The 25,842-nt window shown below is 36.1% G+C and carries 30 protein-coding genes; 6 read left to right on the top strand and 24 right to left on the bottom strand.

Annotated features, from left to right (window positions below; genetic code table 11):
* Positions 1 to 82: 82 nt before the first annotated feature.
* The 7 genes from recO to rpsU form a co-directional block, all read right to left on the bottom strand.
* Complete coding sequence (recO, locus tag AC6UDF_RS03075; RefSeq protein ID WP_500723813.1) at positions 83 to 856, bottom strand: DNA repair protein RecO; 774 nt, start codon at positions 854 to 856, stop codon at positions 83 to 85.
* A gap of 8 nt (positions 857 to 864) precedes the next feature.
* On the bottom strand, positions 865 to 1,773 hold the full coding sequence (gene era / locus AC6UDF_RS03080) for a GTPase Era (RefSeq protein WP_500706432.1): 909 nt from the start codon (positions 1,771 to 1,773) through the stop codon (positions 865 to 867).
* Between the two features lie 10 nt (positions 1,774 to 1,783).
* Positions 1,784 to 2,179 (bottom strand): diacylglycerol kinase family protein, encoded by a 396-nt coding sequence (locus AC6UDF_RS03085; protein ID WP_500706430.1) that lies wholly within the window; start codon positions 2,177 to 2,179, stop codon positions 1,784 to 1,786.
* A complete protein-coding gene (ybeY, locus tag AC6UDF_RS03090) occupies positions 2,163 to 2,645 on the bottom strand; it encodes an rRNA maturation RNase YbeY (RefSeq protein ID WP_500696650.1) in 483 nt (160 codons plus the stop codon). Before ybeY ends, AC6UDF_RS03085 begins: the two co-directional genes overlap by 17 nt.
* Before the next feature lie 2 nt (positions 2,646 to 2,647).
* The gene (locus AC6UDF_RS03095; protein WP_500706428.1) at positions 2,648 to 3,622 is read right to left on the bottom strand and encodes a PhoH family protein; all 975 of its coding nucleotides are present in this window, start codon (positions 3,620 to 3,622) and stop codon (positions 2,648 to 2,650) included.
* A gap of 116 nt (positions 3,623 to 3,738) precedes the next feature.
* Positions 3,739 to 4,182 carry a GatB/YqeY domain-containing protein gene (locus AC6UDF_RS03100; RefSeq protein WP_500706426.1) on the bottom strand — a complete coding sequence of 148 codons (444 nt, stop codon included), beginning with the start codon at positions 4,180 to 4,182 and terminating at the stop codon, positions 3,739 to 3,741.
* Positions 4,183 to 4,236: 54 nt separating this feature from the next.
* Positions 4,237 to 4,434, bottom strand: a complete 198-nt coding sequence (rpsU, locus tag AC6UDF_RS03105) for a 30S ribosomal protein S21 (protein ID WP_039142968.1) — start codon at positions 4,432 to 4,434, stop codon at positions 4,237 to 4,239.
* A gap of 143 nt (positions 4,435 to 4,577) precedes the next feature.
* On the opposite strand from rpsU, the gene AC6UDF_RS03110 reads away from it, so the two are divergent.
* Positions 4,578 to 5,396, top strand: coding sequence for a pyruvate, water dikinase regulatory protein (locus tag AC6UDF_RS03110; protein WP_500696648.1), 819 nt, complete (start codon positions 4,578 to 4,580; stop codon positions 5,394 to 5,396).
* Here the strand turns inward: AC6UDF_RS03110 and AC6UDF_RS03115 are convergent.
* The 6 genes from AC6UDF_RS03115 to aspS all read right to left on the bottom strand — a co-directional run bounded on the left by AC6UDF_RS03115 (position 5,377) and on the right by aspS (position 12,360).
* On the bottom strand, positions 5,377 to 6,312 hold the full coding sequence (locus AC6UDF_RS03115) for a deoxyribonuclease IV (protein WP_500693809.1): 936 nt from the start codon (positions 6,310 to 6,312) through the stop codon (positions 5,377 to 5,379). The genes AC6UDF_RS03110 and AC6UDF_RS03115 overlap by 20 nt on opposite strands.
* Positions 6,305 to 7,528, bottom strand: a complete 1,224-nt coding sequence (locus AC6UDF_RS03120) for a CDP-glycerol glycerophosphotransferase family protein (protein WP_500695604.1) — start codon at positions 7,526 to 7,528, stop codon at positions 6,305 to 6,307. The genes AC6UDF_RS03115 and AC6UDF_RS03120 overlap by 8 nt, the downstream gene beginning before the upstream one ends.
* 11 nt (positions 7,529 to 7,539) lie before the next feature.
* A complete protein-coding gene (locus AC6UDF_RS03125) occupies positions 7,540 to 8,349 on the bottom strand; it encodes an ABC transporter permease (protein WP_500693811.1) in 810 nt (269 codons plus the stop codon).
* A gap of 27 nt (positions 8,350 to 8,376) precedes the next feature.
* Entirely contained in the window at positions 8,377 to 9,444 is a 1,068-nt protein-coding gene (locus AC6UDF_RS03130; RefSeq protein ID WP_500695603.1) for a CDP-glycerol glycerophosphotransferase family protein, read from the bottom strand.
* Between the two features lie 157 nt (positions 9,445 to 9,601).
* Positions 9,602 to 10,480, bottom strand: coding sequence for a YitT family protein (locus tag AC6UDF_RS03135; RefSeq protein WP_500693813.1), 879 nt, complete (start codon positions 10,478 to 10,480; stop codon positions 9,602 to 9,604).
* Between the two features lie 101 nt (positions 10,481 to 10,581).
* Positions 10,582 to 12,360: an aspartate--tRNA ligase gene (aspS, locus tag AC6UDF_RS03140; RefSeq protein ID WP_500706424.1), complete on the bottom strand. Its 1,779-nt coding sequence runs from the start codon at positions 12,358 to 12,360 to the stop codon at positions 10,582 to 10,584.
* A gap of 348 nt (positions 12,361 to 12,708) precedes the next feature.
* Here aspS and AC6UDF_RS03145 point away from each other — a divergent pair, with 348 nt between their 5' ends.
* Positions 12,709 to 13,560, top strand: coding sequence for an N-acetylmuramoyl-L-alanine amidase family protein (locus tag AC6UDF_RS03145; RefSeq protein ID WP_500696642.1), 852 nt, complete (start codon positions 12,709 to 12,711; stop codon positions 13,558 to 13,560).
* A gap of 13 nt (positions 13,561 to 13,573) precedes the next feature.
* Positions 13,574 to 14,422 (top strand): fructosamine kinase family protein, encoded by an 849-nt coding sequence (locus tag AC6UDF_RS03150; protein WP_500693816.1) that lies wholly within the window; start codon positions 13,574 to 13,576, stop codon positions 14,420 to 14,422.
* Here the strand turns inward: AC6UDF_RS03150 and AC6UDF_RS03155 are convergent.
* The 10 genes from AC6UDF_RS03155 to AC6UDF_RS03200 all read right to left on the bottom strand — a co-directional run bounded on the left by AC6UDF_RS03155 (position 14,411) and on the right by AC6UDF_RS03200 (position 22,424).
* The gene (locus AC6UDF_RS03155; RefSeq protein WP_500706422.1) at positions 14,411 to 15,043 is read right to left on the bottom strand and encodes an HAD-IA family hydrolase; all 633 of its coding nucleotides are present in this window, start codon (positions 15,041 to 15,043) and stop codon (positions 14,411 to 14,413) included. The two genes, AC6UDF_RS03150 and AC6UDF_RS03155, sit on opposite strands and share 12 nt — an antisense overlap.
* Position 15,044: 1 nt before the next feature.
* On the bottom strand, positions 15,045 to 15,500 hold the full coding sequence (gene dtd, locus AC6UDF_RS03160; protein WP_500706420.1) for a D-aminoacyl-tRNA deacylase: 456 nt from the start codon (positions 15,498 to 15,500) through the stop codon (positions 15,045 to 15,047).
* A 6-nt stretch (positions 15,501 to 15,506) separates the two neighbouring features.
* Positions 15,507 to 17,732 carry a RelA/SpoT family protein gene (locus AC6UDF_RS03165; RefSeq protein WP_500706419.1) on the bottom strand — a complete coding sequence of 742 codons (2,226 nt, stop codon included), beginning with the start codon at positions 17,730 to 17,732 and terminating at the stop codon, positions 15,507 to 15,509.
* 6 nt (positions 17,733 to 17,738) lie between these two features.
* Positions 17,739 to 18,482, bottom strand: a complete 744-nt coding sequence (locus AC6UDF_RS03170) for an RsmE family RNA methyltransferase (protein WP_500706418.1) — start codon at positions 18,480 to 18,482, stop codon at positions 17,739 to 17,741.
* A complete protein-coding gene (prmA, locus tag AC6UDF_RS03175; protein WP_500706417.1) occupies positions 18,483 to 19,439 on the bottom strand; it encodes a 50S ribosomal protein L11 methyltransferase in 957 nt (318 codons plus the stop codon). It abuts the gene before it with no gap.
* Between the two features lie 36 nt (positions 19,440 to 19,475).
* On the bottom strand, positions 19,476 to 19,799 hold the full coding sequence (locus tag AC6UDF_RS03180; RefSeq protein ID WP_500695594.1) for a hypothetical protein: 324 nt from the start codon (positions 19,797 to 19,799) through the stop codon (positions 19,476 to 19,478).
* A gap of 152 nt (positions 19,800 to 19,951) precedes the next feature.
* Positions 19,952 to 20,338: a VOC family protein gene (locus tag AC6UDF_RS03185; RefSeq protein WP_500693823.1), complete on the bottom strand. Its 387-nt coding sequence runs from the start codon at positions 20,336 to 20,338 to the stop codon at positions 19,952 to 19,954.
* A 97-nt stretch (positions 20,339 to 20,435) separates the two neighbouring features.
* The gene (locus AC6UDF_RS03190; protein ID WP_500693824.1) at positions 20,436 to 20,798 is read right to left on the bottom strand and encodes a hypothetical protein; all 363 of its coding nucleotides are present in this window, start codon (positions 20,796 to 20,798) and stop codon (positions 20,436 to 20,438) included.
* Positions 20,799 to 20,818: 20 nt separating this feature from the next.
* Positions 20,819 to 21,133, bottom strand: coding sequence for an acetyl-CoA carboxylase (locus AC6UDF_RS03195; protein WP_500693825.1), 315 nt, complete (start codon positions 21,131 to 21,133; stop codon positions 20,819 to 20,821).
* Positions 21,126 to 22,424, bottom strand: a complete 1,299-nt coding sequence (locus AC6UDF_RS03200) for a Y-family DNA polymerase (RefSeq protein WP_500706416.1) — start codon at positions 22,422 to 22,424, stop codon at positions 21,126 to 21,128. Before AC6UDF_RS03200 ends, AC6UDF_RS03195 begins: the two co-directional genes overlap by 8 nt.
* Positions 22,425 to 22,553: 129 nt before the next feature.
* Between AC6UDF_RS03200 and AC6UDF_RS03205 the strand changes: the two genes are divergently transcribed.
* Together AC6UDF_RS03205 and AC6UDF_RS03210 are read left to right on the top strand one after the other, a co-directional pair.
* A complete protein-coding gene (locus AC6UDF_RS03205; protein ID WP_500695590.1) occupies positions 22,554 to 23,003 on the top strand; it encodes a sunset domain-containing protein in 450 nt (149 codons plus the stop codon).
* Positions 23,000 to 23,782, top strand: a complete 783-nt coding sequence (locus AC6UDF_RS03210; RefSeq protein ID WP_500706414.1) for a DNA/RNA non-specific endonuclease — start codon at positions 23,000 to 23,002, stop codon at positions 23,780 to 23,782. Before AC6UDF_RS03205 ends, AC6UDF_RS03210 begins: the two co-directional genes overlap by 4 nt.
* Before the next feature lie 44 nt (positions 23,783 to 23,826).
* Here AC6UDF_RS03210 and pnuC read toward each other — a convergent pair whose 3' ends face one another.
* A complete protein-coding gene (pnuC, locus tag AC6UDF_RS03215) occupies positions 23,827 to 24,591 on the bottom strand; it encodes a nicotinamide riboside transporter PnuC (protein WP_500693829.1) in 765 nt (254 codons plus the stop codon).
* 294 nt (positions 24,592 to 24,885) lie between these two features.
* Here pnuC and AC6UDF_RS03220 point away from each other — a divergent pair, with 294 nt between their 5' ends.
* A complete protein-coding gene (locus AC6UDF_RS03220; protein ID WP_500701126.1) occupies positions 24,886 to 25,155 on the top strand; it encodes a hypothetical protein in 270 nt (89 codons plus the stop codon).
* Positions 25,156 to 25,842 lie beyond the last annotated feature (687 nt).

Genomic DNA, 25,842 nt, shown 5'->3' on the forward strand with positions numbered 1-25,842 from the left:
GCATAAAACTTCCTTCATCAACACCAATTATTTAACTACTATAATTATAAAATTATCACACAAAACAGTCAACGGTTAACCATCAATTAAGGTTGATTTTCCAATTGTTCATCTGATCTAAAAATTTTTTACTCTTTAAATTTAGTCCAACAGAACTATCGTAAATTTTATCAATCACACTGCGAATTTTCTTTTTAGTTTTGCTATTAACCTGAATGTTACCGATTTTTTTCAGGTCAATCGCAGAAAACAAGCGAAGATAGTAAATTGTTTTTTGGTCGAGATGCATTCGATGAGGATCAAGATGAAAATGATCCTCACAAATAATTCCTCCATACTCTTCTGAATAATCAAACTTTTTATTGGTTTGATGACAAATAACACAGGATTTAAATTCAGGTGCTACCCCAAAAACAGGAAGAAGTTGAACCTCAATGATATTAGTAATTACTTCAGCATCAAAACCACTGTTAATCATATTTAAAGCGTAGTATAAACGATTAAACCAATCGTTTATCTTAACTCCTTCAGGAAATGCCGCATCCACTAACGTCATAATGTAAGTAGCGTATGCATCTAAATAAATATCATTTGCAATCTGTTCAAAATGCTTAACCTCATTACCACTACTAATGTACGACAATCCTTCTGATTTGAGCGTGCCCTCGTACGTACCAAAGCTAAATGGCAAAATATCACCTGCCATTTTAAAGTTCGCTTTATTGGCTCCTCTAATAAAAAACATTTTGAGCCCAGCTTCTGCCGTCAAAAATTTCACCAACATATCGTGCTCGCGATAGTTCTTACGATACAATAAAATTCCATGAAAAGTTTGACTCCTTGGATTTACTGACAAAATATCACCTAGTAACTATCTTTTCGGTATCCTAATTGTCTTAAAGCTGATTCTTTTTCACGCCAACTTGGTTGAATTTTTACCCACAATTCAAGATAAACTTTGCTTCCAAGTAGAGTTTCAATCTCTTTTCTGGCCAATGTCCCAATCTTTTTCAGCAATCCACCATTCTTCCCAATTAAGATCCCGCGTTGGCCCTTTCGTTCAACAATAATATTAGCGTCAATATGAACGTTTCCATTATCTTGGGTCTTCATTTTTTCAACTTCAACTGCAACAGAATGTGGAATTTCTTGCCTCGTTAGTTCTAAAACTTTTTCGCGAATTAATTCGGAAACGATGAAACGTTCAGGATGATCGGTAATTTCATCGTCAGGATAATACTGCGGTCCTTCTGGCAACTTAGAAACCAAAGTAGTCAGTAATTCATCAACATTGTTCCCTTGAAGAGCAGAAATAGGAAACACATCAGCCCATTTATAAGCTCGTTTGTACGTGTCCATGATTGGTAATAAACTGTTCGGATTGACTTCATCAATCTTATTGATAACTAAGTAAACCGGACAATCCACTTTTTTTAATTGATCGATGATGTAATTATCACCAGCACCACGAGTTTCAGTAGCACTAACCATAAAAAGGACTGCATCGACCTCCTTTAAAGAAGAGAGAGCAGCGTCGTCCATATAATCATCCAACTTGTTTTTTGGTTTATGAATTCCGGGAGTATCAATGAAAACAATTTGTGCATCATCAGTGGTATAAATTCCCTGAATTTTGTTACGAGTGGTTTGTGCCTTGTCAGACATAATCGCAACCTTTTGCCCAATCACTCGATTCAAAAAGGTTGATTTCCCAACATTTGGACGTCCTACAATTGCTACAAATCCTGACTTATACTGCGCCTTTTCTGCCATATTTTCCCCTTTAGCTCATTAATTCAATAATTTTTGGAACGAAAACAATTAAACCTACAATGATCGCAAAAATTGCCGTTAAAACAACGCCACCAGCCGCAACGTCTTTAATTACCTTAACTCGTTCGTCGTAATGATGGTCCGCCATAAAATCCATGATCCTCTCAACAACGGTGTTAAGAATCTCACCCACAAGAACTAAAATAATTGCGGTAAACAGCCACATAAATTGTTCCAAACTAATTTTCAAAAGAAACCCAATTATTAGGGTAATAATGGCACTAGTTATATCAAACTTAAAGTTTCGTTCATGAACAAAAACCCATTTAATGCCATCAAACGCATGTCCAAAAGCCTGAAATATATTTTTATTTTTCCCAGTCTGTTTATTATTTTGTAAGTCCATAAGAGTCCATAATCTTTCTTTGAAGTGGGAACATGATGGCTTCATCCTCAGGCTTCATATGGTCATAACCATTTAGATGCAAAAATCCATGTACAACTAAAAAACCAAGTTCTCGATCATTTGAATGATTTAAAAAATCAGCCTGTTCAGCAACTTTATCAACACACACAAAAATATCCCCAATATTTTCAGGAATATCTTTTTTCATTTCATCATTCATGATTACGGGAAAATCATCATCACTCTGATCTTCAATCGCAAAACTAATCACATCAGTGGCCCGATCTACACCACGGTAGTCCCGGTTAATTTCCTTGATGCGATCATTGTTGACCAAAGTAACCGACATTTCGGTATTATTCTTTAAATCAATATACTTAGCGGCATAATTTAGAATATCTCTAATCAAATCAATTTTTTGGGGGTCGACCCCATCCTTAGTTTGATCATATATTTCCAGATCCATATCTATTCCCCATTATCATTTTTTTCGTAGGCATTAATGATTTTAGCCACAACTGGATGTCTAACTACATCATCAGCACTAAAGTTTACAAAATTAATATCATCAATATTTCTCAGGATTTTAGGAGCGGTGACTAATCCACTCCGGATTCTTCCGTTTAAATCAATTTGAGAAATATCACCATTAACAATCATTTTAGAACCAAAACCCAACCGGGTTAGAAACATTTTCATCTGAGCATTAGTAGTGTTTTGAGCTTCGTCTAAAATAACAAAAGAATTATCGAGGGTCCGACCACGCATATAAGCTAATGGCGCAATTTCGATAACGCCACGATCCATTAGCCTTTCAGTGTGATCAGATCCAAGGGTCGAATTCAGTGCATCGTACAGTGGTCGTAAATATGGATCAACTTTTTCTTTTAGGTCGCCAGGTAAAAAGCCTAAACTCTCACCCGCTTCAACAGCTGGTCTGGTTAAGACAATCTTATCAACGTCACCCTTTTTTAAAGCGGCAACTGCCATTACAACTGCTAGATAAGTCTTTCCCGTCCCAGCAGGTCCGATTCCAAAGGTAACATCATTATGCTTGATGGACTGAACGTACTGACGCTGCCCAAAATTCTTAACTCGAACTGGCTTCCCCTTATTATCCTTTAAAAGGACTTGATTATATAATTCTGGGAGAAAACCTAGAGTCCCTTTCTCAGCCATCTTCATTGCCGAAACAAAATCACTACCATTCAAAGTGATCCCAGAATGAACAAGTTCAAGCATTCCATTTAAAATATCAATGGTATTTTGAACCGCTTTCTGAATGTCACCTTCAACCGTAATCTTACCACCAGAATGGCGAATAGAAGTTTCCATCCCTCGTTCTAGAATATCTAAAAAGGCATCTTGAGCTCCAAATAAAGCTGATTCATCATTTGGATTCTTTAACGTTAATTCTTTTTTAAATTCAAAATTATCTGTCAATCAAACAGGTTCCTTTCATATCAACTCAACTTTTACTTAAAATACTAGCATATAATTTGCCACTTACAAAGTAAAAGAACAAAAAGAACCCATTGACCATTCAATGAGTTCCCTTCTTAACTAAGCGCTTTATTAACAAGTTTATTAACAGTGTTGCCATCGGCTTGTCCTTTAACTTTACCCATGACAGCACCCATTACTTTGCCAAAATCGCTCTTGTTTGACGCACCAAGTTGCTTAACCGTTTCGTTAACAATTTTTTCAAGATCAGCTTCTGACATTTGCTTTGGGGCATAATTTTCAAGAATCTTTAGCTCATCTTCTTGCTCCTTCACCAAATCATCCCTGCCACCATCTTTAAACTCAGCAATCGAATCTTTGTGTTGTTTAACTTCTCGATTAACAACAGCCGCTTCTTCACTATCAGAAAGATCATGACCTAATTTAATCTTTTCATTCATTAAGTTCGACTTAAGCATTCTGATAATTGTCAGCTTAGTCTTATCATGATTCTTCATTGCATCTTTTAGATCATTATTTAATTCATTTGATAAAGTCATATTGGACCTCTTTTCGTCAATATAAAAAACGCTCCTGATCAGGGGCGTTTAATATTAGAAGCTGCGACGCTTCTTTTTCTTATTGTTACGTTTACGAGCTGCTTCTGATTTTAATTTACGTTTTACGCTAGGTTTTTCGTAAAATTCACGTTTACGGAATTCCTGAAGGGTACCGCTTTTTGAAACCGTGCGCTTAAAGCGTCGAAGAGCATCATCAAGAGATTCGTTTTTACGAACGACAGTTTTTGACATGATAAAATCCCTCCCTCCGAGCTTAAATGATACCGTCTGTAATCCTTAACGGTCAATATCAATTATACATTATGGCACGGAGCCCGTCAACGAGTCTGAACAAGAAATATGATAAAATGTTAACAAAGTAGGAGGTAAATATTATGGCAACTAATTTTAATGCATTTATCATTTCTGATTCAAGTGGTGCCACGGCAACTTCGATCGCCCGAACCGCTGCTTCTCAATTTCCAGAAGCAAACGCTAATTTTAAACGATACCCATTTACTCAAACGCAATCCATGCTCGATGGAATACTCAAACTTGCTAAAAAACAGGACGCCATCATTTTTCACACTTTAGTTGATCCAAGCCTGAGTAAAATGGTATCTCAATTTGCACTAGAAAATAACCTTTATAGTTTTGACTGCATTCAAAAACCCATTCAAATCATTTCTAAAAAACTTCATGAATCTGCTGCAGAGGTACCTGGCCTAGTTCACAACTTAAATGAAGACTACTTCAAACGGATCTCAGCAATCGAATTTGCGGTAGCTAATGATGACGGAAAACGACCTAATGACCTCAAAAAAGCTGATATCGTTCTTTTAGGAATATCAAGAACATCTAAAACGCCATTATCGCTATACCTTGCCAATCAAAACTTCTTAGTAGCAAACGTCCCAATCGGTCCTACCATCCAATTACCAGAAGAGGTTTATCAGATCGACCACAATAAAATATTTGGTTTAACCAATTCAGTTACCAATCTAAAAAAGATTCGGCAAGAACGGATGATTGCTTATGGGTTAGACCCAAACACTCCATACTCGGACTCAAATCAAATAAAAAAAGAGCTTGACTATGCCAAGCAACTTTATCGAAAACTAAATTGTCTTCAAATTAACGTGTATAACAAGTCAATTGAAGAAACAGCTACCATCATAACTCAAAGTCTTAATATTAACGAACAAGATCATTAATCTTTTTAGCTTGATAATCTTCTTTAATATCCTCAATCATATCAGGATTAAACTTCTGTTCTTTTAACATTTTAATTTCATATTGATGAGGATTAATTTTAACATCCCCAATCTTAACAACCGGCGTCTCTAAAATCTTAGGAACTTGATCAAACTTGGGATACCGGGCTACATAATTTAAAGCATCAAATCCAATGGTCCCGAAACCAATGTTAGTATGACGGTCTTTATGGGATCCCATTGGATTTTTAGAATCATTTAAATGAATCACTTTGATTCGATTAATACCAATAACTTGATCGAACTCTTCCATAACCCCATCAAAATCATTTTTAATGTCATAACCAGCGTCGCTAGTATGACAGGTATCAAAGGTAACCGATAACTTATCATTCAAATTAACACCGTCAATAATCTCAGCAAGTTGTTCAAAAGTCGACCCGATTTCAGTCCCTTTTCCTGCCATTGTTTCAAGTGCAATTTGAATCTTTTGTTCTGGGGTGATTACTTCATTTAACCCTTTAATGATCTGCTTAATTCCGGCTTCAACGCCAGCACCAACATGTGCACCGGGATGCAAAACAATTTGATCAGCTCCCATTGCTTCAGATCGATCAATCTCTTGTTTAAGAAAATCAACCGCAAAGTGGAAACTTTGTGGCTTTTTTGTGTTACCTAAGTTAATGATGTAAGGTGCATGAACTACCACCTCACGTAAATCATGATCAGCCATGTAGTCGTGTGCTTGATCAATTTTAAGATTTGCAATCGGGGTCCTTTTTGAGCTCTGAGGAGCACCAGTGTATAACATAAAGACATTCTCACCATCGCGTTCGGCTTCTTTTGCGGATCCTAACATCATCTCTGGCTTTTTCATTGCAACATGTGAACCAATCAAAAATTCATCATTACTCATGTTTATCCCCCATTACTTTAACAACTTGATTAGAAGCATCTCCATGCTCCCAACTACAAAACTTACCATAAAATTTCTTCATTTTCTGATGATACCCAGCAAACTTACCATTTTCATTAAAATTAGACAACTCTTCATAAAAAGAATTTTGATTTTGAACAATTGGACCAGGAGCATCGCTTAGAAAATCAAAATAAAATCCACGTAGTTCATCCTTATAATGCTTTAAGTCGTAAGTATAAAACAACATTGGCCGTTTTAGATTGGCATAATCAAACATTACTGAAGAATAGTCAGTAATGAGTAAATCTGAAATTAAGTATAACTCATTAATATCACGATCAGCTTCAATGTAAACTCGCTTTTCATACCCAGAAATATCAATTTGGTCCTTGACTAAGTAATGCGGACGAATAATTAAAACAGTGTCACTAGATACATACTTAAAGAAACCCTTTAAAGAAAACGGTAACTCAAAGTTATAACTGCCCTTCTTTTGATAATCATCATCACGCCAAGTTGGTGCATACAAAATAACTTTAGAAGTCGAGTCACCAATAATTTTTTCTTTTAATTTTTTAATCTCACCTGAAGTATTTTTATGATATAAGACATCGTTTCTGGGATAACCAATTCGTAACGGAATATTTCTAAAATCAAAGGCGTGATCAAAGATTCGTTCTGAATACTGATTAGGCATAATTAAATAGTCCCACCGCTTGGCTTCTTTGACAAAATCATCATGGTATTGATTAGTGGAAATACCTGGAATCGCAACGTGTTTGATATCAATTCCTAATTTTTTTAACGGGGTTCCATGCCATGTTTGGATATAGGTGGTCCGCTTATTCTTTTTCCACCACTTCGGAAATCGGGAATTAAAAACCCAAAAGTCTGCCCTAGCAATGTGCCAAACCCACCTTGGAAAAAAACGCCGTAAAATCTTTATGTTGGGATACTTTTCGTGTAATTGTTTGTATTTGGAAGCTTTGACACCAAAATAGGCTTTTTTAGCATCATGAGGATGTTGCTTCACCCACGCAAGGTAAATGGCGGCTGGATTATCGTTTATATCCCTACCATTAAAACTTTCAAACATTACTTCATTTTTTTTAGTTGGTAAACAAATAAACCCATCGTTTAAAACGATGAGCCCAGTGCGAATAGTCAACTTAATCCCATTAATTAACTTGTTTTTAATTTGTTTTCCATTCATGTTATTTTTACCTATACTAAATCAACAAAATGCGATCTAAATTTAAAGTGAAGATGAGATCCAATTAAAAAGAAAAATAACGTCATCAACCAAAAAATCACGGTTAACAGTGGCTTCTCCCAAAACCAGCTACTCGATAACATTGAATCCCTGAATCCTTGAACAATGTAAAAAAACGGATTCAACTCCAAAATTCTGATTAAAAATGGCGGAAATGATGCAGACGATTCAAAGTTAAATAGAACTCCTGAGATGTAGAACAGCATTCTCATAAACGATTGCAACATGACATGATAATCTCGTACCAAGACGGTAATGGTCGAATTAAAAATGCCAAAAGCAATTAACCAAGCAATCATGGCAATAAAGTAATAAATCCACTGGAACCAGAACAAACTCGGTCGAACTCCATAAAGATAACCAATTACAATTGAAAACGCCAACATTGTCCAAAAAGAACTCAAGTTACTGACTAACTTAATCGAAGGTAAAATGCTAATTGGAAACTTCATCTTTGAAACTAACCCAGCTCGTTGATAAATACTCTTAGAGGCGTCTAGTGTAACTCGGTTCATAAAAAACCAAGGAGTAATCCCAATGACCATCCATGGGAGATAACTGCCGTTGTGTCCGGTACTACCCTTTAACCCAACACCAAAGACTAACCAGTAAATTGCAATTTGAATCAGCGGATAAAGATACTCCCAGACTAAGCCCAAATAATGACTTTGATACGTAGCCTTATCTTCATACTTTGAAATTCGAAAAATAATGCCCAAATTTTCAAATTGTTCCTTAAGTAAGGCCCAAACTTCCTTCAAGCTCAGCACTCTCCCTTTTCTGTTTATCTAATTATTTTGTAAAACATACTTTTTAATAACCCGTTCGGTTGCATACCCATCATTATAAGTGTTCCAGTGTTTATTAAAATTAGTAAAATCAATTTTTTGATTATCCACAATGGCTTTATTCAACTGATCAACCTTAGTGATTGGTTTAGATGGTAACCACTGTAAGAAATCCTTTTGAATTCCTGGGTCTTTTTCGTATTGTTCTAAATCAAACATAAAGAAAATCATTGATCGTGCTTGTGGCAATAAACTAAAATCAAAGGCAACTGAAGAATAGTCCGTTACAAGTGTGTCACAAACTGAAAGTAAATCAGACGTTGAAAGTTGATTATAAAAACGAATATTTCCGTTTGAAAACTTTCTAATACGTGCTTCCTGATCCCTGAGTAAGGGATGAAGTTTAACCACTGTAATCGCATTTGGATCGGCGGTCAATGCTTCGCCAATACTTTTTGGAGGTTCAAACTCTAAGCCATCCCGATATGTTGGAGCATACAAAATGACTCTTTTACCCTTTAATTCTGGAGCAACCTGATAAACACGATGTCTGGCAACTCTTCTCCAGCGTTCCTTAAACAATCGATCCGAACGTGGATAGCCTAAATATTTCATTTTACTAGGAACTTCATGATAACTGCGTTCAAAGATCTTTCCCATCGCTTTTGAAGCTACCACAAAGTCATCAAAATGATTGTACACACTTTGAAATCTAAGTCTATCGAAAAACGATCTTTTCTTGGTCGTGGGATCTTCCCATCCAAAACATTTAATGGCACCATCAGCATGCCACAATTGAACAATTCTCATCTTACTCTTTGGTCGTACTAAACCAGCCAAAAATGGGAAGTAATTATCACAGAACAAAACTCGAGCTGACATTAATTGAGGAACGGTAAATAACGCAAATTTAGCGTTTTCATTAAAGGGAATCGTCTTGATTCCAAATGCACTCAAATCAGTTGCTGCAGCTTCAATTTCGGGTTCGTATAATACGACTAATTCTTGTCCAATGGGCGTGTTAGTGGCAATCTGTTTAATCAACCTAAGGTTATTATCGAAACTCATAACATAATATATATTTTTCTTTGGTCGAAAATAAAAAATTGCGGAAACTATTTTAATTAACCATGTATACATGACTTTCACTTAAACCACCATTTTCAATAATTACAATGAGACATTATATCATAAAGAAAAAACCGGGACACTCTAACTTAATAAGCTATTTTCGCTTCTTTTCATAGAAATTCCCTAGTACCTTATCAACATCCACAACCACTCCAAATGAATCTGGATCAGATTCATTTAAAGCCGCTTCAAATTCGGTCATTTCATATCGTGAAATTGAGGTGAACAAAACCGACTTTTTTTTATGGTTATAGGCTCCCTCAGCATTATGAATAATCGTAATACCTCTCCTAAGGTGATTTTGAATACTATCAACCACCGTCTTAGGACGATCAGTAACTACCATTACTTGCACGATTTGTTGCCTTGTATATGCCAGATCCATCGCTTTCGCGTTAACTAGGACTCCAATTGCTGAATAAAAAGCATAGGGCCAACCATAAAAGAATCCCGCTGATAAGATGATAAAAGTATTGAATATCAGATTAATTGTCCCAATTGATTTACCGGTTTTACGTTGGATAACAATTCCTAAGATATCTAACCCACCAGTAGAAATCCCATTTTTAAGCGACAGACCCACTCCAAATCCGTTAATGGCACCACCAAAGATAGCACAAATCAATGGATCCGTTGTCAGAGTCAGTGGCCGTAATATTTTGATCATAACACTGGCAACCACAACGGAAACGAACGTAAACATGGTAAACTGATGACCAATTTGTTTCCAAGACAAAATAAACATTGGAATGTTCAGTAAGAAAAGTCCCAAAGCAGCTGAAATTGTAAATGGAAAATACCGTTCTGTAAGAGTATCCAATAGCTGTGCAAAACCGGTAACTCCTGAAGAATAAATGTGTCCGGGAGTCCAAAAGAAATTCATCGCAATTGAAACCATGATTCCGTACACGAAGGCGGTCGAGAACTTAGATATGTACTGATGTCGCTTTAAAATTTTTTGTACGTCGTCCATTTAAGTAGCCCCTGATCATTTAGAAATTCATAACTAGTATACCATTCCAAAATTTAAAAAAAATAAAAAGTTGTGGGGTTACCACAACTTTTAGCTAATATTTAATTATCCTTTTTATCGACTGAAATGCCTAATTCATCTAACTGTTTGTCAGAAACAGGTGTAGGAGCACCAGTCAATGGTTCAACTGCCTTTGAATTCTTAGGGAAGGCAATTACATCTCGAATATTACCACGATGTGCTAATAACCTAGCAAAACGATCTAATCCAATTGCCAAACCACCATGTGGTGGAAAACCATAATCTAATGCTCTAAGGAAATACCCAAATTGATTCTCCGCACTTTCCTTAGTAAATCCGAGGGCTTTAAACATCTTTTCTTGAAGATCACGTGTATGAATACGAATTGATCCTCCACCAAGCTCCAGTCCATTCAGAATAATATCATAACTTTGAGCATGCGCTTTGTGGGGATCTTCTCCATCATTTAGGTAATGTTCGTCACCTACATTTGGCATCGTAAATGGATGGTGAGCAGCAACCCAACGCCCAGCACCCTCATCATATTCAAATAGTGGCCAATCAACAATCCAAAGGAAATTATACTTGTCTTCTGGAATCATATTTAACTCATTGGCAATGGCAACCCGGAGGTATCCTAAAGTATCAGCCACTACCTTACTCCGATCAGCAGCAAATAATAACAAGTCACCGTCTTTTGCCCCAGTGGCTTTTTTAATTTTACTTACCATTTCTGGATCTTTAAAGAATTTAGCGATTGGGCCAGAGAATCCATCATCAGTGACTTTCATCCATGCAAGTCCCTTAGCGCCAAAACGCTTTACGTATTCACCGTACTTATCAATATCTTTTCTTGAAAATTTTGCTGCACCACCAGGAATAGCAATGGCTTTAACCTGACCACCATCTTTAATTGCTGAATCAAATACCTTAAAGTCGGACCCAGTAACTACGTCCGAAAGATCCTTTAATTCCATCCCAAAGCGAGTATCCGGTTGATCTGTACCAAATCGGTCCATTGATTCCTGCCAAGTAATCCTCTCAAAGGGCAAATTAACATCAACGTCAACCGTATCTTTCATGACTTTTTTAATTAATCCTTCTGTGATTTCCTGAATTTCTTCAGCAGAAAGAAATGAAGTCTCCATATCAATCTGGGTAAATTCTGGTTGACGATCACCCCGTAAGTCTTCATCTCTGAAGCACCGTGCAATTTGATAATAGCGATCAAATCCAGCTCCCATCAGTAACTGTTTAAACTGCTGCGGAGACTGAGGTAATGCATAAAATGATCCCGGATATACTCTTGATGGGACTAGGTAGTCTCTTGCTCCCTCTGGAGTTGAAACCGTTAGATCTGGGGTTTCAATATCGATAAATCCATTTTCGTCAAAATACTTGTGAGTAGACTGTAAGATCCGATTCCGGATCAATAATCCCTTTTGCATCACTGGACGTCTAAGATCAAGATAACGATACTTTAATCTTAAGTCATCAGACGCATTGATATCATTTTTGATTTCAAATGGGGTTTGCTTGGAGGTGCTTAAAACCTTAGCGTCAGAAACATCAACTTCAACTTTTCCGGTATGGATATCCGGATTAATTTCTTTTTCTGCTCTAGCAACCACTCTTCCTTTAATCTGGATAACATACTCATTTTTAACTGATTCGGCTACTTTAAAGGCTTCTTTGCCATTTTTTTCATTAAAAACCAACTGAACGATCCCAGCACGATCACGTAAGTCAATAAAAATAAGACTTCCCAAGTTACGCTTTTTAGCAACCCATCCATCTAAGACTACTTCTTGATCTAAATAATCCTCGTTAACGTTTCCAGCATACGTTGTTCGCTTCATGTACTAATCTTCCTCTCATTTAGTTGAGTCAAAAGCATAAAAAAAGCGCACCATGTAATCACAAGGGCGCAATTAGCACGGTACCACCTTTTTTAGTTTCTTTTGTTTATTCATTTTACCTCGATGCGTCTTTACCATTTATAGGACACGCCCTCTCAGCACTTGGACGTTCTCTTCAGACCACTAAACGGTTACTATTCATCGTCAACAGTATTTTAAATCACTTTAAGACTAATAAAACCCACATAAATTGTCAAGATTCTAGTGAGTATTTTTATTATATGCTTAAACAAAAAGACAAAAAGTTATACTATTATGAGTAATCGTATCATTAATGAGGTCGAAAAGATGAATATAAATTTATACATAAAAAATAAACGCGGTTTTTACACTACTTTGATAATTGTGGGCGTAACCTTGATTATCCTTTTAGTTATGTTAATAAAAAATAATGTCAGTATTGGCTTTAATAACCTGGACATAAAATCCGGTCCAGGGATTGAATATCGTACGGTCAAAACCATTAACCGAGGAACTAGACTTCAAATTCTAAGTGAAAAAGACAACTGGTACAGAGTTGTATATCAAAACCAAAAGATTGGTTGGGTACCTACTTGGTTAGTCAATAATCGTAAGCTTAATAAAGCCACTAAACTATCAGAAACAACCATCGTCTTAGACCCTGGTCATGGAGGAAGTGACTCGGGTGCACTATCAACCAGCGGGCAAAAAGAAAAAAACTACACCCTTAAACTAGCCCAACAAGTCGCAAATAAGCTGCGTAATCGTGGTGCGCATGTTATCATGACAAGGGATTCAGATAAGACGGTTAGCCTATACAAACGACCCGATTTTTCAACTGATAATCATGCCAACCTCTTCGTGAGTTTCCATTTTGATTCATCCAGTACCGATAACACCGCAAGTGGATTTACCAGCTACTACTATCATTCAGGAAAATCAAAACAACTGGCATCTGATATCAATTCCAATATGGATGATGTTCCCCTTAATAATCGTGGTGTCCAAGTTGGTAACTATTTAGTGATTAGGGATGTCTCAATCCCATCGGTTTTACTCGAAATGGGATACATTAATAATGACCATGACTTTAGTAAGATTAAAAATGCTAGTTACCAAAATCTCGTTGCAAATGATGTAACCAATGGAATCAATAATTATGTAAACAAGACTTATTAGAAGGGAGTTTACTATGAAAAAATTAAATCAAGATTGGATTACTCAATTACCATTAAAGAACGTTGAATCGTTAACTCCGGTTTCAGGCGGAGACATCAATGACTCGTACCAAGTTAAAACTCCAGATAAAACTTACTTTATGAAGGTCCAGCCTAATCGTGGAAAAGTATTCTTTGATCATGAAGTTGAAGGAATTCACTTGTTATCGAAAGCGGCCAACGTACCAACGGTAGTAGCATCTGGTGAAATTGATGGTGACGGCTTTTTAATCCTAGACTGGATTGACGTTGGTTCTGGAAACCAATACGATCTTGGCAAAATGGTCGCAAACGTTCATAAAATTCATAACGATCAGTTTGGATTAGACCAAAACTTTGATGCTGGAAAAATACCAAAAAATAACACCTGGCAAGACACTTGGCAAAAATTCTACGTCGAACAACGAATTGATCCGTTGGTAAAAATAGCAAAAGAAAAAGGCCGCTGGAATGATTCCAGAGACCAACATTATCAAGTTATGAGACAACAAATTATTGACTACTACACAAAACATCCCAGTACCCCAAGCCTGCTCCACGGAGACCTCTGGTCTGGAAATGCTATTTTTACAGCTAATCATGAGCCGATGTTAATTGATCCAGACGTTTATTTCGGCGACCGTGAATACGACCTTGGTGTAACAACCGTCTTTGGTGGATTTAACCGCGATTTCTACCGCGGTTACAATGACACCTATCCAATTGAACCGGGTTTTGAAAACCGGGTCGGTTGGTACCGCTTCTATTACTCACTAATGCACGTTGTATTATTTGGGGAGACATTTGGACCCTTATTAGACGGCGTGCTAAGCTCATTTAATTAAACTTAACATATCGTTAAAATCATGAACTACGTAATCTGGGTCTCCTGATTCAGCAATTACGTAGTCAGGATCGAAAAGGATGGTTTTAATTCCTGCATTATGACCTGCATCAACATCCAAACGTCGATCACCAATCATAAAAGTATCAGATCGATCTAAATTCATCTTTTCAATTAAATAATTCAAAGACCCCGGATCAGGTTTCCTTTTAAAAGACTGTTTGCTGGTAACAAAACCAGTAAACAGTCTTTTTAAGTCAAAATGATCAAGTAGAGTTAATGCTTGGTCATCTCTATGAGTTAAAAGTCCGTTCTTTCCATCCGTTTTTAAAACTTTTAACAAAACAGATTGAACCCCTTTAAATGGCTTTGCTAACATAACTTCATCAACTTCAAACTTTTTATAGTCTTTTAGAAATTGATCTCGATTAAGATTAAATTCAGCGCAATATTTGGTCTCAGCTGAGCCCAATGAATGAACTCGCATATCTTCATAGATTGACTCAGGATCAAAGTTAACATCACTCACTCCATTCTCAGCTAACGCCTTACAAAACGAAGTCACCATGTACGGGTAAGTATTAAAAAGTGTTCCATCAAAATCCCAAACTGCATTTGTCATGTTAAATCTTTCCTTTTTTCTGATAATTCAAAATAAATGTGGCAGGACCATGGTTCTCTAAATCAACGTTCATATCGGCACCAAACACGCCAGTTTCAACTTTCAATCCGATCTCTCTGAGTGCGTCATTAAACTTTTCGTAAATGAGTTTAGCGTGCTCAGGATTACCAGCTCCAGTGAAAGTTGGGCGATTTCCCTTTTTGGTGTCAGCAAGTAATGTAAATTGCGAAACAGAAAGAATTGAGCCGTTAACTTGCTGGATGTTTAAATTCATCTTGCCATGCTCATCTTCAAAAATCCTTAGATGAGCAACCTTATGAACAAGATGATCAATTTCATCTTGTCCATCGGATTCTGTAACACCAACTAAGATCATATATCCGTTACCGATTTTCCCGTTTATTTTACCATCAATACTTACGCTTGCATGGTTAACTCGTTGAATCACTAATTTCAATCTTCCTCATCCTTCCGTTCGTTTAACTTCATAAACATCAGGAACAGCACTCACACTATCAATAATGCGATTTAGCTGTTGAATATTTCTTACGCCCACAGAGACTCGGATAGAAACAAGGTCCTCGTGAATGACCTTTCCTTCAACTGAATTCAAATTCTTAGTAGCAGAATTAACTCGTTTTAAGATATCGTTTAAAAGACCACTTCGGTTGTATCCCTGAATCTCTAAATCACTACTATAAGTAATGACATTATTATCAGTTTTACGCCAACTAAGATTAATAATTCGATTATTACCATTCTTTGCTTGAATTAAGTTAGGACAATTACTTCTATGAACTGAGATACCATTTCCCATTGTGATGTATCCTTCAATGTCATCTCCTGGAACCGGATCACAACAACGACTGATATGAACTAATAGGTTGTCAACGCCTTGAATCTTGATGTTATCTTCTGGTTTCTTTCCTTGTTCTGCGTCCTCACTCTCATGTGAGATGGTTTTATGACCTTCTAATACATCACGTTCGGCATCTTTTTGTCGTTTCTTCTCAATTTCATCTTTTTCTGGTTCTAGTAAACGATTAACAACTCCGTTAGGTTGAATATCACCAAACCCAATGGCTGCATATAAATTATCGATACTTGTATAATGCATTTCATTGATAACACGGGATAAATTATCATCAGTTAAAATGGTAGCCGGATCAAATCCAGAATCGACAATTTCTTTTTCAAGTATTTCTCTTCCAGAATTAATGTCATCATCGTGACTACTCCGTTTGAAAAATTGCTTAATCTTATGCTTAGCACGACGCGTTTTAACCATGCCCATCCAGTTTTTGCCAGGACCGTCGGAGCTACTGGAAGTGATAATATCAACAATATCTCCATTTTTAATTTCATAATCTAGGGGAACTAATTTACCATTAACTCGTGCCCCTGTGGTTGAATTACCAACATCCGTATGAATTGAGTAAGCCATATCAATCGGAATTGACCCCTTGGGTAATTCAATAACATCACCTGATGGAGTAAAGGCATAAACTCGGTCGCTAAATAAATCCCCTTGGACACTATCCATGAAATCAGAGGCGTCCTCTGACTCCTCTTGAATTTCAATGATCTTTTTAAAAAGATTGAGTTGAACATTGTTTTTATTACTTTCAACCTCGTCCTTTTTACCTTCTTTATAAGCCCAGTGAGCAGCAACACCATACTCAGCAATTCGATGCATTTCCTCAGTTCGAATTTGAATTTCAAGTGGTTTGCCTTCAGGACCAACAACTGTAGTATGCAACGATTGATACATATTAGGCTTGGGCATTGCAATGTAATCCTTAAACCGATCTGGGAACGGTTTCCATTCAGTGTGGATTGCACCTAAAACTGCATAACAATCCTTTACTGATTTCACAATCACCCGAACAGCCAGTAGATCATAGATTTCTTTAAAGTCTTTATGTTTGTCATGCATCTTCCGATAAATGGAGTAGATATGTTTAGGTCTTCCATATACCTCTCCTTTGATTCCCAGTCCTTTTATCGCTTGTTGCACCTTTTTTACAGCGTTATCAACATAGGCCACTCGCTCATTCCGCTTGGAATTCATCAAATCAACAATTTGATAGTAATCATCAGGCTTTAAGTAACGCAAAGAAAGATCTTCTAATTCCCACTTAATCGTTCCAATTCCGAGCCGATCGGCTAAAGGGGCATAGATATCTAAAGTTTCTTGAGCAATTCGCTTTTGCTTATCTGGGCGAAGAGCATCTAACGTTTCCATGTTATGCAATCGATCCGCTAATTTAACAATCATTACTCGAATGTCTTTGCACATTGCTAGTAATAGTTTCCGGTGATTTTCAGCAAGTTGTTCTTTACTCGATTTATACTTAATCTTACTAAGCTTTGAAACCCCATCAACGATTAATGAAACGTGTTTACCAAAAAGTTCAGTAACATCTTCAATCGTTGCACCGGTGTCTTCAACCACATCATGAAGAAAACCAGCCGTGATCGTTTCTGCATCCATATGAAGATCAGTTAAAATGCCTGCCACCTCAACAGGATGATTAATATAAGGCTGCCCAGAAGCACGTTCTTGCCCCTCATGAGCAATTTTGGCAAATTTATATGCTTTTTTTATCATTTGAACATCACTATCATCAAGATACTCAGAAGCATCACGAAAGATTTCTTGTGGTGTCCATTCTTTAATTTTCGACATTATATCCTACTCACCTTGTTTTAATTCTAATATAGTTGAAACGGCTGATAAAAAATATAAAGGCGCTGATTCAGTTCGCAAAATCCTCGGCCCCAATCCGACGGGAACAAAACCATCTTGCTTTAATTGTTCGATTTCTTTAAGTGAAATTCCACCTTCAGGTCCAAAAAAAGCGGTCAAGCTTTTGCCAGGCTTCATTTTCGACACACATTCATACAATTTACTGTTTTCACCCTGTTTAGCCGATTCCTCATAGGCCACAACTTTTTGATCACTACTAAGTTTTTTTACCGTAGTGATTGAATCGGTGTACTTCACCATTGGAATAACATTTCGGTGAGATTGTTCGGCAGCACTTTGAGCGATTTTTTGAAGTCTCTTAATCTTCTTAGGTGCCTTATTCCCCCATTTAGCAATTGACCACTCAGTAGGCACAAAAATAATCTCACTGACCCCCATTTCGGTTGCCTTTTGCGTGATGAGGTCGGCTTTGCTCGCCTTCGGGATTCCACAAATAATCGTTACTTTAACCGGAAGTTCAGTATTTTGACTAGTTACATCAACAATCTTAATTGTTGAGGACGTTTCATCAACTAATTCCCCAATATAAATAATATTTTGGCTAGAAACAAACTCCGCCTTGGTTCCAGCTTTTGCTCTCATAACCCCAACAAAATGATGTGTAACATCGTTTGGAAGTTTAACAATTTGACCCACTTTTAGTGGCTTATCTAAAAAGTAGTGTTGCAATTAATTAACCTCACTATCTTTCTTTGCAATTACTGATCGCCAATCATCCATACTTAAAACTTGATCAACCTTAAAATGATGTTTTTTTAGCGCGTCAATCACTAGCTCTAATTTATCGGCAATAATACCGGAAGTAATGAACACACCACCTTCATTTAAACATCGTTCTGCTTGCGGGATTAACGGAATGATAATCTCAGCTAAAATATTAGCTACCACAATATCTGCTTTTTCATCGATTCCATTTAACAAATTATTAACACTAACGTTGATTCCCTTCATCCCAGAATTTAATTCAATGTTTTTTTCAGCTGATTTAACGGCCACCTTATCGACATCATAAGCATTTATATTGCCAGCACCAAGTTTCCTCGCTGCAATACATAGCACTCCAGATCCAGTTCCAACGTCAAACACTCTTTCGTTTCCTTTAATAACAATCTCAAGTGCTTGCATGGCAAGTTTAGTAGTAGGATGGGTGCCGGTTCCAAATGCCATTCCAGGGTCTAATTTTACCATCAACTCGTCAGAGCTTTTGACATCATAGTCTTCCCAACTTGGGACAACGGTTAAAAATCGTGTCACCCGTTCTGGATGATAATACTTTTCCCAAGATGTCGCCCAATCCTCATCTTTTACATCATGAACATTTATCACATTTTTACCAGGATTCAAACCGAACCGCGTTAAATCAGCAACTTTTTCATGAATCTTTTTTACGGTCGCATCTACCTCAATATCATCCTGAAAATAAGCACTTACTTTAGCGTTAACTAGATCGTTATCAGCTTTAGAATCTCCCAATTCATACTGATCCCAATTAGATTCTCGTTTTAAAACTTCATAATCATTTCTATCATTAATCTGAACTCCATTTGCTCCAAAGTCCATTAAAATATTAGCGACCGCATCAACTGCTTCGTGACTGGTTTCAACTGAAATCTCGACTAAGTTCATTGTTACCCCTCATTCTTTTTATAAAAAAAGCACCCGTTAATTGGATGCATTATTTTTATTGTCCTCAATTTTTTTAAGCTTCTGCTCGTGTTGTTTCAAATGACCAGCCAAATACTTAAGCAATCCTCGTTCTGTCTTAAAAATCCGAGGATGCTTTTGTTTATGCAATCGAAGATCAATTTCCTTAATTCTTTGTCGCCCTGTCCATCCATGGCCATAACGAATAATGAGCCGATTATTTAAATTATCCTTACCGAAGCGAAATACATAGACGTTATCTGGAGTAATTAACGGTCTGATATATGTTTTTTTGTAATGATATCCTTGATCGCGCAAAAATCTTTTAGTTTGATCTAACATATTCATCCTCCTCTCATATTTTTAATAAAACTCGTTCTTAAAACCTTTAGTCTATATCATAATGGAGATATATTTAATTGGCAAGCATCTAACTTCCAGCAAACAAAAAGACGTGTATCGCCACGTCTTAATATAAACATTCAAACTATAAACTAAACAATTTGACAGAATTCAATTTTTTCGTGGTTAGGCCCATAAATGTTAAAGAAACGGATTCCCTTATCCCAGAATGGACGAGTATCAATTTCATCTTCCTGAACATCTAAGCCCATTTTCTTAGCTTCTTTAAACGCTGCGTCAGCATCAGTAGTGTTTAATGAGATATGGTTAATAGCGCCATCTTTATCAGCAACTGGATCGCCCTCCCATGTCTCAATCATTAAATTGCCATACTTCATAAAAGCACAACGATTTCCTTGATACATGAATTGACCAGCTTTATCAAAACCTAACTTCTTATAAAAATCAATCGTTTCATCTAAATCTTTTGCTGGAATACCAACATGTTGGATGCCGGTAAAGTAATTACTAAGTGCCATAATAATTCTCCTTATGATATATTTTTCACCATATGTGAAATCTCTAACAACTACATTGTAAGACATTAATGATAAATAATAAAGCCATCATCCTAGTTTATTTTATTAATTTAGCACTCACAATTTCATTCCATTTAAGAATTTGGTCTCCCACAATTACTAAGTTCTTATAATACCCTTTCATCCTACCGATAATTTGTTCCACTTTTAGTTCGTTTTTGTCATAATAAGCATACTGTAGTTCCACTCTCAGTCGACTGACAAACGATTTTTGCAGAATTTCATCAATTTTTGAGTGATCCATCTGATCATCTAATTTTCTGGTTTGCTCATTATCCTTTTCTTTCTTTATTTGATTTAGTTTACTGGTATGATCTGATAAAAAATAACCCTGCCATTTTTTAATCCCACGATCATGATAATCAAACTTAAAAAAATCATGTACAGCTTCTTCGTTCATAACGTTCTCCTAACTTTAAGTTAATCTTGAATTTTCTTCTGTGAATCAGGCCAAACCATGTCATCAAAATTACGATAATAAATGGTTAACAGGTTATATTCAGTTACATAGTTAACTACCTTTTCTAAAAGTTCCAAGTCGTAATCAGAAATAACATAGATTGGTTGCGATCGCTCCTGTTGATACTTCTTCTTAGAACTCAAAAACCAATCGTACTCTTTATCAAAAGTGTTATTAACAATCATCATCCAGTAGCGGGTCTTAGGAATTCGCAAAAATAGATGATTAATATGGGATAAAACTTGATTCCCAATAAAAATCACATCATTACTCATAAGAATTGCCTCCATTGTGTCCGCCAACCAAATTAGATCTTGAAATTGCGGTAGCACCGACACACAAACTATTGGCATTTAATAAAGCCGTGTTACCAAACCGTTTTCGAATTTGATCACCGGTTTTATTTAACACATTTTGTTTAATCATATTTTGATTATCCTTAAATAGGTTTAATTGTTCTCCAACCTTATTTGAGAGATGACTGTAGTCAACTCCAATATTTCGCACAACTTCACCGTGCCAGTTCCTTTCAAACAATTCAATTAAATAACGACCAAGGTCATGATCATCATCTGTTGGTTCAACTTTCATTGACTGAGAAAAACCATTGCTACCAATAAGCTGTTTTATTGAAAAAGAAAAGCCAACCCATAACGTCACACATCCGGCTTGCAGTCCATGATTACGAATTCGTGAAGCAACCTGACTCGCAATTTCTCTAATAACAACTTCAATCTCATCCCGCTTAACGTAATCACGTGGAAGTACCTGAGAATTACTGTAACTTTTTTCTTTAGCATGCAGGGGTTGTCTCAAGTTACTTCGATCAATTCCCCATGCAGTGGCAAATAGCTGTAATCCAATGACTCCCATTTTTTCTTTCAACAGATACGGGTTAGCATGCGCCAATTCATACATATTATTAATATGAAGTCGCTTTAGATGGACTTTTGTTCTTTTTCCAATTCCCCAAACATCCGTTAATCTATTGATATTCCAAATCTTATCAGGAACATCTTCGTAATGAATCTCACCAATCAGGTCGTAATCATGCTTTGCATAAACGTCTAACGCTAGCTTAGCTTGAACGGGATTGTCACCAATCCCAACCGTTGTATACAGTCCTAAACGGCTTCTGACCTCCTCTTGAATTTTAAGGGCCACTTCCCTCAAACTACTACCAAACAATCTCCAAGTATGAGTCATATCCAATAATGACTCGTCAATTGAGTATGGCAAAATGTCGTGTTCATCAGTAAATTCAGCAAAAATATCATTAATTTGTAGATTCTTTTTAATGTATAAGTTCATTCGTGGAGGAACAATCAACAACCTTTCATCATCAGGAAGATCACGCTGACGACTAACGTTGCTAATCCCAAATAACTTTTTTGCCATAGGAGAAGCGGCCAGTATTAATCCTCCATTTGTATTAGCTTGTTCCGACATAACCACCAAAATCGAACGAAGTGGATTAAGTCCACGTTTAACACTCTCACAACTTGCATAAAAAGACTTATTATCAATGAAAAAGTAAACACCATGAGGTTCATCATCATAATTCAAAATATCACCTGCCCGAACATCTGTTCGTATTAAATATTACTATCTTTCATTTGCTTTGTAAATATAATTTTTTGCTTTTATTTTTTATGATATTCTAATTATATTAAGTAGAAACGGAGCATAATAACCATGCATCGAATCAAGAAAGCAATAATATTAATCGGCTGTACCTCATTACTATTCACTACTCCGGCAGTAATTCTGTCTGCTTCAAAATCTAGTAGATCAGAATTAATTTCCCAGAAAAAAGCACTCATTGAACAGAATCAACAACTATCAAAACAAATCAATCATACGGAAAATGATCTAAACAGTAGATATGTATCGATTAATCCAGTCTCAAATGTCAAAACAAACGACTCCGATACCTTAAAAACAAAACCTACACCAAATCATCAAGATCAAAGTAATAGCAATGACATCAATACTTCAAACGCTCAGCGAATCGTTGGAAATAAAAATTCACACATTTATCATGTCCCTGGCCAAACGGGTTACAAAATTAACAGCCAAAACGTCATCTACTTTAATTCGGAGGCAGACGCACAAGCAGCTGGATATCGGAGGGCTAAACGATGAAAAAGTTCCTGCTATTTCCAATCATGGTATTATCCTTATTACTTGCTGGATGTTCACAACAAACCAATTCAAAAGAACATAAAAGCCCCCATGATAATGAAAGTACCCAGCAACTTGAAAAAAGCATTAATCAACTTCAAGGGCAAGTTGATACTAAAAGATCAAAGCTTAAAAAACTTCAATACCAATTGAAGCATGCAACAGATTTAAAATTAAGTGATTTAAATTACGACGGAAATCAAGAAGTAGAAGTTGATCATAATAATCCTAATTTTTCTACTGATGAATTGCATAATAAACGCCCCTGGTTACGATTTAGTAACCTTGATCATCTTAACCGAGCCACCGATGCTAACGGTATGTTAAACGTTAAAACAATGCCCACTAAGAAACGTGAACCACTTACCTTTAATCCCACTGGATGGCACCATAAACACACCAACAGTGGTTGGTTATATAACCGAAGTCATCTGATTGGTTACCAACTATGTGGTGAAAACAATAATCCCAAAAACTTAATAACTGGGACAAGAACGTTAAATTCCCCATTAATGCTTTATCATGAGGATGATATTGCTACTTATCTAAAAGAAAATCCAAATAACTACGTTAGATATCAGGTCACTCCGATTTATCGAAATAATGAATTACTTAGTCGTGGTGTCCAAATGAGAGCCCAATCAGTCGGAAGTAATCAAATTCACTTTAACGTGTACATTTTTAACGTCGAGCCAGGATACAATATTAATTATCAAACTGGATACAGTACCAAATCATAAAAAAGGACAGTGACCATCTAGTCACTGTCCTTTCAATTTAAATATTAATGATTGGTTGGTTTCGTATGGAACCATGCAATGTTTTTGTCAAAGAAGCTTAACAAATCATTACATAAGTACAAAATGTAAGTTAAGAATAACGTCCAATTGGCACCACCCTGATATGCAGTAATGCCCCACAGAATAATCGAGAAAATCCCCTGGGCAAGCCAGAAATAATAAGTATCCCGAAACCTTAAAGTCGTAAGTAAAGCACCAGTAATTCCAATTGTGGCCGCAAAACTATCTACAAAAGGACGAGGGCTATCACTGTATCCATGCTCCCAGGCATATAAAGCTCCTAATACTACAACAAAGAAAAGAGCTGTCAACCCCCAATTCATAAACGTTTTTTTTAGGTTACCCTTAACAGTCAATTTCTTAATATGTTCATCAACATTAGTAGCCCAACTAGGAATTAACAAGACCGGAATATCCAAAAGTACAATGTATGTAGTTTGGAGAATAATATCATTGTAATTCTTAGCAGTGAATGCAACATAGATATAAATCAAAGCACTAATCAAACCAAAAATTCCATTTAATGGTTTCGTATTAGTAATTGAAATGGTAGTAGTAAATCCGAGCATCCCCGCTAACATCGTCATAATCGCAATAAACGAAAGTGGTTGTGTGACAGTTGATCCAGCAATGACTCCCAAACCAAATAGGAGCAACAAATAGCTTTTAAAGCTCCAACCTTTCATCTGATTGACATACCAATTAGGCTTTAATATGTCATAAGCCGCAATGTTGTTTTTCTCTGACATAAATAATCATCCCTTCGACAAATTTGAATTCACTTTTCATCATTACACACTTATAATCTCTAAACAAATTTGCTAACAACCCTAACTTTTATAAATTGGCCCAACATTGGTCCATAAAAAAATTTTTTTATTTTTATAGCTTCATTTTTTATTCGATCATAAGAGAGAAATTGATAAAAAAATTCAAAGTGTGACAAATTAAGATAAATGTATCATTTATAAAATATAAAAGATATTGTAAATGCAAACAAAAAATATGTATAATGAATAATGAAGTATAAAGGAGGAAATAACATGCTAGTAAATGTCCCATTTGCAATCAAAGCCGATGGAGTTCATGATCTTAGAAAAGTTACCGTAAAAATGCCATCTGGTGAAAAAGTAGAATTAGACGCCGTCACCCTTGACGATATTGATCGTGATCATGAACATCTTTTAACCATTACGAAAGACGTTAAACATGAATTGGGAGCTCCTGGTGAAAGTATTTCCTTTGATGAATTCGGTGAAAAGAACTCATTCCCATCAAATAATACGGTTGTGTTCATGGCAATTCCAAAATAAAAAGAAGTACTACCTAACAGATAGTACTTCTTTGGTAAATAAGCATCATAATTATGAGAATTCCCTGGTAAAATTTCGTAAAGTGTGATTAAATATAGAGTGTAGATTAGAGAGGTAATAAGTTTCTGTCACATTCTCAACATTCACATCAGCTAAGGCTTTCCACTCCTACTGCTTATTAGTCTTAGACACGTGTGCTCTTTTATTTCATAGATCTTTACTTATTAGATTGTTACTTCTCATAACTATGCTACAGTTCTTGAACCTCTCTAATCGTAGAAAGCACTCTATTTGAGTGCTTTTTTTGTACATTCAAATCCCCTGGCGTGAATTCTTTAATCTTTACCTTACTTTTACAGTATATTATATTAGCTGTTACTAATCAAGTATATAAGTAAAAAATATCAAAATATACTCCTTATAAGAGAACACAAAGACTAATCATAAAGCAATTTTTATCTTATAAAAAATTTTTCTAAGAAATTTTTACAATTATATTGTTTCCCATATCACATATCTTAACACCCATGACAACGGGATTAATAGTGGCAATTCATAATTAAAAACAAAGAACCCCTTCGTTTGATAGTTGGAAAAGTTAGTCATATCACTTCATTAGTGTACTCAATCCAATTGTGTAATCCATAACATTAACTAATGATTTTCATAATCATAATACCGGCATTT

The organism is Fructilactobacillus sp. X2R6C1 (assembly GCF_059901295.1).

What these genes read in the sequence shown, in the direction of transcription:
- era (WP_500706432.1), bottom strand. Translation starts at nt 1,773, where the DNA reads ATGGCAGAAAAGGCGCAGTATAAGTCAGGATTTGTAGCAATTGTAGGA.
- AC6UDF_RS03085 (WP_500706430.1), bottom strand. Translation starts at nt 2,179, where the DNA reads ATGGACTTACAAAATAATAAACAGACTGGGAAAAATAAAAATATATTT.
- ybeY (WP_500696650.1), bottom strand. Translation starts at nt 2,645, where the DNA reads ATGGATCTGGAAATATATGATCAAACTAAGGATGGGGTCGACCCCCAA.
- AC6UDF_RS03100 (WP_500706426.1), bottom strand. Translation starts at nt 4,182, where the DNA reads ATGACTTTATCAAATGAATTAAATAATGATCTAAAAGATGCAATGAAG.
- rpsU (WP_039142968.1), bottom strand. Translation starts at nt 4,434, where the DNA reads ATGTCAAAAACTGTCGTTCGTAAAAACGAATCTCTTGATGATGCTCTT.
- AC6UDF_RS03110 (WP_500696648.1), top strand. Translation starts at nt 4,578, where the DNA reads ATGGCAACTAATTTTAATGCATTTATCATTTCTGATTCAAGTGGTGCC.
- AC6UDF_RS03115 (WP_500693809.1), bottom strand. Translation starts at nt 6,312, where the DNA reads ATGAGTAATGATGAATTTTTGATTGGTTCACATGTTGCAATGAAAAAG.
- AC6UDF_RS03120 (WP_500695604.1), bottom strand. Translation starts at nt 7,528, where the DNA reads ATGAATGGAAAACAAATTAAAAACAAGTTAATTAATGGGATTAAGTTG.
- AC6UDF_RS03130 (WP_500695603.1), bottom strand. Translation starts at nt 9,444, where the DNA reads ATGAGTTTCGATAATAACCTTAGGTTGATTAAACAGATTGCCACTAAC.
- AC6UDF_RS03135 (WP_500693813.1), bottom strand. Translation starts at nt 10,480, where the DNA reads ATGGACGACGTACAAAAAATTTTAAAGCGACATCAGTACATATCTAAG.
- aspS (WP_500706424.1), bottom strand. Translation starts at nt 12,360, where the DNA reads ATGAAGCGAACAACGTATGCTGGAAACGTTAACGAGGATTATTTAGAT.
- AC6UDF_RS03145 (WP_500696642.1), top strand. Translation starts at nt 12,709, where the DNA reads ATGAATATAAATTTATACATAAAAAATAAACGCGGTTTTTACACTACT.
- AC6UDF_RS03150 (WP_500693816.1), top strand. Translation starts at nt 13,574, where the DNA reads ATGAAAAAATTAAATCAAGATTGGATTACTCAATTACCATTAAAGAAC.
- AC6UDF_RS03155 (WP_500706422.1), bottom strand. Translation starts at nt 15,043, where the DNA reads ATGACAAATGCAGTTTGGGATTTTGATGGAACACTTTTTAATACTTAC.
- AC6UDF_RS03165 (WP_500706419.1), bottom strand. Translation starts at nt 17,732, where the DNA reads ATGTCGAAAATTAAAGAATGGACACCACAAGAAATCTTTCGTGATGCT.
- prmA (WP_500706417.1), bottom strand. Translation starts at nt 19,439, where the DNA reads ATGAACTTAGTCGAGATTTCAGTTGAAACCAGTCACGAAGCAGTTGAT.
- AC6UDF_RS03180 (WP_500695594.1), bottom strand. Translation starts at nt 19,799, where the DNA reads ATGTTAGATCAAACTAAAAGATTTTTGCGCGATCAAGGATATCATTAC.
- AC6UDF_RS03185 (WP_500693823.1), bottom strand. Translation starts at nt 20,338, where the DNA reads ATGGCACTTAGTAATTACTTTACCGGCATCCAACATGTTGGTATTCCA.
- AC6UDF_RS03190 (WP_500693824.1), bottom strand. Translation starts at nt 20,798, where the DNA reads ATGAACGAAGAAGCTGTACATGATTTTTTTAAGTTTGATTATCATGAT.
- AC6UDF_RS03195 (WP_500693825.1), bottom strand. Translation starts at nt 21,133, where the DNA reads ATGAGTAATGATGTGATTTTTATTGGGAATCAAGTTTTATCCCATATT.
- AC6UDF_RS03205 (WP_500695590.1), top strand. Translation starts at nt 22,554, where the DNA reads ATGCATCGAATCAAGAAAGCAATAATATTAATCGGCTGTACCTCATTA.
- AC6UDF_RS03210 (WP_500706414.1), top strand. Translation starts at nt 23,000, where the DNA reads ATGAAAAAGTTCCTGCTATTTCCAATCATGGTATTATCCTTATTACTT.
- pnuC (WP_500693829.1), bottom strand. Translation starts at nt 24,591, where the DNA reads ATGTCAGAGAAAAACAACATTGCGGCTTATGACATATTAAAGCCTAAT.
- AC6UDF_RS03220 (WP_500701126.1), top strand. Translation starts at nt 24,886, where the DNA reads ATGCTAGTAAATGTCCCATTTGCAATCAAAGCCGATGGAGTTCATGAT.